5 protein-coding genes are annotated in these 4,131 nt (G+C 64.3%); 2 read left to right on the top strand and 3 right to left on the bottom strand.

From position 1 onward, the window contains the following. Positions 1 to 186: 186 nt before the first annotated feature. Both AB0873_RS31860 and AB0873_RS31865 read right to left on the bottom strand, forming a co-directional pair. Complete coding sequence (locus AB0873_RS31860) at positions 187 to 519, bottom strand: HAD-IA family hydrolase (protein WP_366604450.1); 333 nt, start codon at positions 517 to 519, stop codon at positions 187 to 189. Further along, on the bottom strand, positions 483 to 962 hold the full coding sequence (locus tag AB0873_RS31865) for an HAD hydrolase-like protein (protein WP_366604452.1): 480 nt from the start codon (positions 960 to 962) through the stop codon (positions 483 to 485). Before AB0873_RS31865 ends, AB0873_RS31860 begins: the two co-directional genes overlap by 37 nt. A 338-nt stretch (positions 963 to 1,300) precedes the next feature. Here AB0873_RS31865 and AB0873_RS31870 point away from each other — a divergent pair, with 338 nt between their 5' ends. Next, positions 1,301 to 1,774, top strand: coding sequence for a transposase family protein (locus AB0873_RS31870; RefSeq protein ID WP_366604454.1), 474 nt, complete (start codon positions 1,301 to 1,303; stop codon positions 1,772 to 1,774). Beyond that, positions 1,702 to 1,965 carry a transposase family protein gene (locus AB0873_RS31875; protein ID WP_366604456.1) on the top strand — a complete coding sequence of 88 codons (264 nt, stop codon included), beginning with the start codon at positions 1,702 to 1,704 and terminating at the stop codon, positions 1,963 to 1,965. Before AB0873_RS31870 ends, AB0873_RS31875 begins: the two co-directional genes overlap by 73 nt. A 29-nt stretch (positions 1,966 to 1,994) precedes the next feature. Here AB0873_RS31875 and AB0873_RS31880 read toward each other — a convergent pair whose 3' ends face one another. Further along, entirely contained in the window at positions 1,995 to 3,533 is a 1,539-nt protein-coding gene (locus tag AB0873_RS31880) for an N-acetylmuramoyl-L-alanine amidase (RefSeq protein ID WP_366604458.1), read from the bottom strand. Positions 3,534 to 4,131: the final 598 nt, after the last annotated feature.

The following is a 4,131-nucleotide window of genomic DNA, read 5'->3' on the forward strand; positions in this document are numbered from 1 at the left end:
TCCACCGCCCGCAAGCAAGGCATCAACGCCCTCGAAGCCCTCACCCGACTCCACAACCGACAGACCTGGCTACCCCAAACCAGCTGAACAGTTACACGCCGCCACTCGCGGCGATACTCGTACTCCAACTGATCGAGCAGCGCTACTCAGGTTGAAAACAGCTCAGTGACACCCATGAACAACCTCTCATTGGATAGCGCGCCGCGCGTTGCGGCGACGAATCAGGCAGGCAGTTTCGCCCGGTGCCCTTTCAAGCGGGATAAGAAGGGACATTTTTCGCGCACGGTCGCTCATTCCGGGTGGCTCTTGCCTACAGAGCAGGTCAGCAGCAAGCCTTCGAGGTGGGATTCCACATTGACGCGGTGCAGGCCCTCGACCTGCGCGCAAAGCAGAGCCTCCACACCGGCAACGGCGTCCGTCCCCGATGCCGATGCACCGCATGCCCGCAGCGTGTGCGGCATGCACGCCCGCCGGTGCATCCTCTACGACGATGCATTGAGCGGGTGCCGCACCGAGCATGCTGCGGTTAGGTAGCCCTCGGGATGAGGCTTGCCGTGCTTGATGTCGTCGGCCGCCACCAGCAGCTTCGGCTGCGGAAGCCCGGCAACGGCGAGTCGCCCCTGGGCGACTGCGCGGGTGCCTGAGGTGACGGTGGCCCAAGCATTCGCCGGTAGTGCGGACAGCAGCCGGGATGTTCCTCGGGTCGCCCTCACGCCGTCGAAGTCGTGTTCCTCCCGTTCGACGATGCGGCGGCTCTCTGCCTCGGCATCCAGGTGCGGGGCTATCGCACGGACGACGTCGATGTCGCGTCGGCCGTGGGACAGCTCAACCGCCTTATCGGCGTCCAGCCCGTGTGCGGCCACCCAACCGCAAAGGATACGTTCAATCAGGCTCAGTGAGTCGACTAGAACGCCATCCAGGTCGAACAAGATCGCGTGATACTTGATGGTGTGCTGGCGCATGTGGCGCGACGTCTCCTTGCTTCACGGTGAAGTGACCAACGCACTATGCAATGACCAGAAGGTTGAATCAATAGCAAGAGCGTTATTCAGAACGCGTGAGGGTGTGCTGTGGGCGAGCGCACGGGTGTCACTACAGGTGACGGCGGCTGCCGAGGAGTAGATCACCTGGATTGTGTGGTCCGAGGAGATCAGCCAGGGGCGGGCCGCCGTGTTGTCACGCTGTGACGGGGTTGCGCGGTGATCAAGTCGGTGAGCTTGTCACCGTGGTGTTCGCGTTGCGCGGTGGGTGGCAGCCGGTCAGGGGCCGCCGTCGGGCGTTGGGTCTGTACCGGGCGGTGGTGTTGACCTTGTTCCTGATGCGTCGTAACGAGTCGCAGGCGGTGGCCGGGGAGTTGTTCGGCTGCTCGCAGGCCACCGTGTCGCGGGTGAGCCGCAGGCTGCGGCCGCTGCTGCGCCAGGCGACGGCGCAGTTCGCCGGCGAGGTGCGCCAACAGGCGAAACGTTCGGCGGTGCTGATCGACGGGTTCCTGGCCCCGACAGGTGAGCGCACCGGCGTGACTGGCATGTTCTCCGGCAAGCGGCACCAGGTCGGGTTCAACGTCCAATCCGTGGCCGACCTGGCCGGCCGGCTGGTCGACACCGGCCTGCCGGTACCGGGCGCCCGACACGACAGCAAAGCTCTGACCGAGTCCGGCACCGCCGACCGGTGGGCCAGCCACTGCGACCCGGCGGGCCCGGCATGCTCGCCGACCTCGGCTTCCTGGGCACCGGCGCGCTCACCGGCACCCGCAAGCCACCCGGACGGCAGTTGACCGACGTCCAACGCGCCTGCAACACGGCACTCAACCGTCTCCGCGCCGCCGTCGAACGCCGCATCTCGCATCTGACCAACTGGAAGGTCCTGGACACCGGCTGGCGCGGGCGCCTCACCGACTTCCCCGAAGTCCTACGCACCGTCATCGGACTGGAAATCCAACGAACCTGGGGGATGAGCCAGTTCTGAATTGCGCTCCCTGTGTGGATAGAGCGTGTCTACGGTGTGCCGAAGTTGGTCCAGTCGTTCCAGCGTCCGTTGGGTTCGAGTTGCCAGATGTGGGCCATGCCGGTGTTGTGGGTGTTGAACAATGCCCATCGCCCGTCCGGAAATTGGCCGGCTTCCAGATCGTAGGCGCCATCGCCCCACCACTCCCAGCCGTGCCATTCCGATAGCGGTGCTGCGGTCTTCTGCGCCCGATGCCAGATCTCATTTGGGTTGGCCGCAACGATGTCGAGACGGCCATCCGGGTTGGTCATAGCGGCGATCTTGGATTTACCTGGTCCACCAAAGGCCCTGAAGTCGGTCCACCGGCCACTCGGCTCGAGCTGCCAAATCTGCGAGATGCCAGTATTGTGCGACGCGAACAACTCCCAACGACCATCCCGCAGCTGCGCGGCTTCCAGGTCGTAGGCGCCACCGCCCCACCACTCCCAACCAAACCACTCCGACAACGGAGCAGCCGTCTTCTGCGCCCGATGCCAGATCGCCTCTTCGTTGGCTGCCACCACATCCAGCCGGCCGTCTGGGTTCGCCATGACCTCCAAGGTGGACCGACCTGGTCCACCAAAGGCCCTGAAGTCGGTCCACCGGCCGCTCGGCTCGAGCTGCCAAATCTGCGAGATGCCAGTATTGTGCGACGCGAACAACTCCCAACGACCATCCCGCAGCTGCGCGGCTTCCAGGTCGTAGGCGCCACCGCCCCACCACTCCCAACCAAACCACTCCGACAACGGAGCAGCCGTCTTCTGCGCCCGATGCCAAATCTCATTCGTGTTAGCCGCAACAACATCGAAACGGCCATCCGGATTACGCATCACCACCAACGTCGCGTTCGCCGGCCCACCAAACGGAAGCCAATGCGACCAACCACCAGCAACAGCCGTCTGGTACCGATGCCACACCTGCTCCGACCGCGCCCAAAACATCTCCAGCCGGCCATCAACCGTCGACACCACCGCCATCTCATCCCGCACCGGCACCCACGGCGTGGAGGTCATGTGCCGAGCGACGTCGGCGCGCATGAGGTCGAGGTCGACGAACGACGGGTCGATCTTGCCGGTGGTGCTGGTCTCGCGGTGCCCGCGCGCATGACTGGCTTCGCGGCCGAGTTGGCGCAGCACGGCTGCGGTCGCCGTCAGCGATGCGTTGTACTGCTCGGGGGTCATCCGTTGGTTGACCCCGTCGTAGTCGATTTCCCAGCCCACCAGCATAGTGTTGCCATCGCCAGCGGGAATGGGTCCACTGCCTCGGCTCGCACCGGCGTGGTTAGCACGGCCGGCAGATATAACGTGGAACACGCCGTGGTGATCGACCAGCGCGTGACAGAGTGGCCCTTGCAGGTCGGAGCGCCCGTAGATGCAGGTGTTCAGTGCGGGATGCGGATTGCTGGCGCTCGATCGAGCCGCCGTGTGATGCCAGAGGACACCGATCGGATCGAACGAACCGGGAACCGTCCGGTTCCGCCAATCTCCGTGTTCGACAACGTTGACGCCAGCGGCGCGAAGAACGTCAGCGAGCCAGGGGATGGTAGTCATCAGGACCCCTGCTCAAGGTCGGCGAGACATTCGATGGTGCGGGGTCTTGCCTGCGCCGGGCGAGCAATCAGCGCGGACGTCGCGACCATGAGAGCCGATACGCCAAGCATCGTTCGCCGCGATAGCCGGATAGATCTGGCCTTGATCATGAAGTTCCTCCCTGCAAGTACCGTGAGTGGCGGCGGTCCAGCATCCGAGCAGCTGCCGTGTTACAGCGGTGCAAGTTGCGGCTCTCGTGTGTGGAGCGGCTCCCTTGGCCGCCAATAGCGTGCGCGGATGCGTGGCCTTCTTCGCGGCAAGGCTTGGCTTTGCCAGTGCCGGCCATCAAGGAGCCCTGAGCTGACAGGCCACAAGGACAAACCACACGAATGCTAGACCGCCCCATGGCTAGTGATAGATATGATGACAATCGATGCTGTCATTGCGACGACGGATCGATGTCACAGCGGCTCCCCGCCCGCCTGCCGGGTCGAGGCATTGAGCCATACCGGCGAAGACCTCGTCCGGGACTATCTCGCTAACGGCACCTCTCTGTGTCAAGGCGTTTGCAGCAGAGAGGTCTCCGTGTCGTGGATCATGGTCCGGTAGACAACGTCCG

Origin of the sequence: Micromonospora sp. NPDC047707, assembly GCF_040704235.1 — a bacterium.
Lineage (GTDB): Bacteria > Actinomycetota > Actinomycetes > Mycobacteriales > Micromonosporaceae > Micromonospora.

Bases quoted from the DNA above. Each gene is read 5' to 3' on its own strand.
- AB0873_RS31875 (WP_366604456.1), top strand. From the start codon at position 1,702: ATGCTCGCCGACCTCGGCTTCCTGGGCACCGGCGCGCTCACCGGCACC.
- AB0873_RS31865 (WP_366604452.1), bottom strand. From the start codon at position 962: ATGCGCCAGCACACCATCAAGTATCACGCGATCTTGTTCGACCTGGAT.
- AB0873_RS31880 (WP_366604458.1), bottom strand. From the start codon at position 3,533: ATGACTACCATCCCCTGGCTCGCTGACGTTCTTCGCGCCGCTGGCGTC.
- AB0873_RS31860 (WP_366604450.1), bottom strand. From the start codon at position 519: ATGCTCGGTGCGGCACCCGCTCAATGCATCGTCGTAGAGGATGCACCG.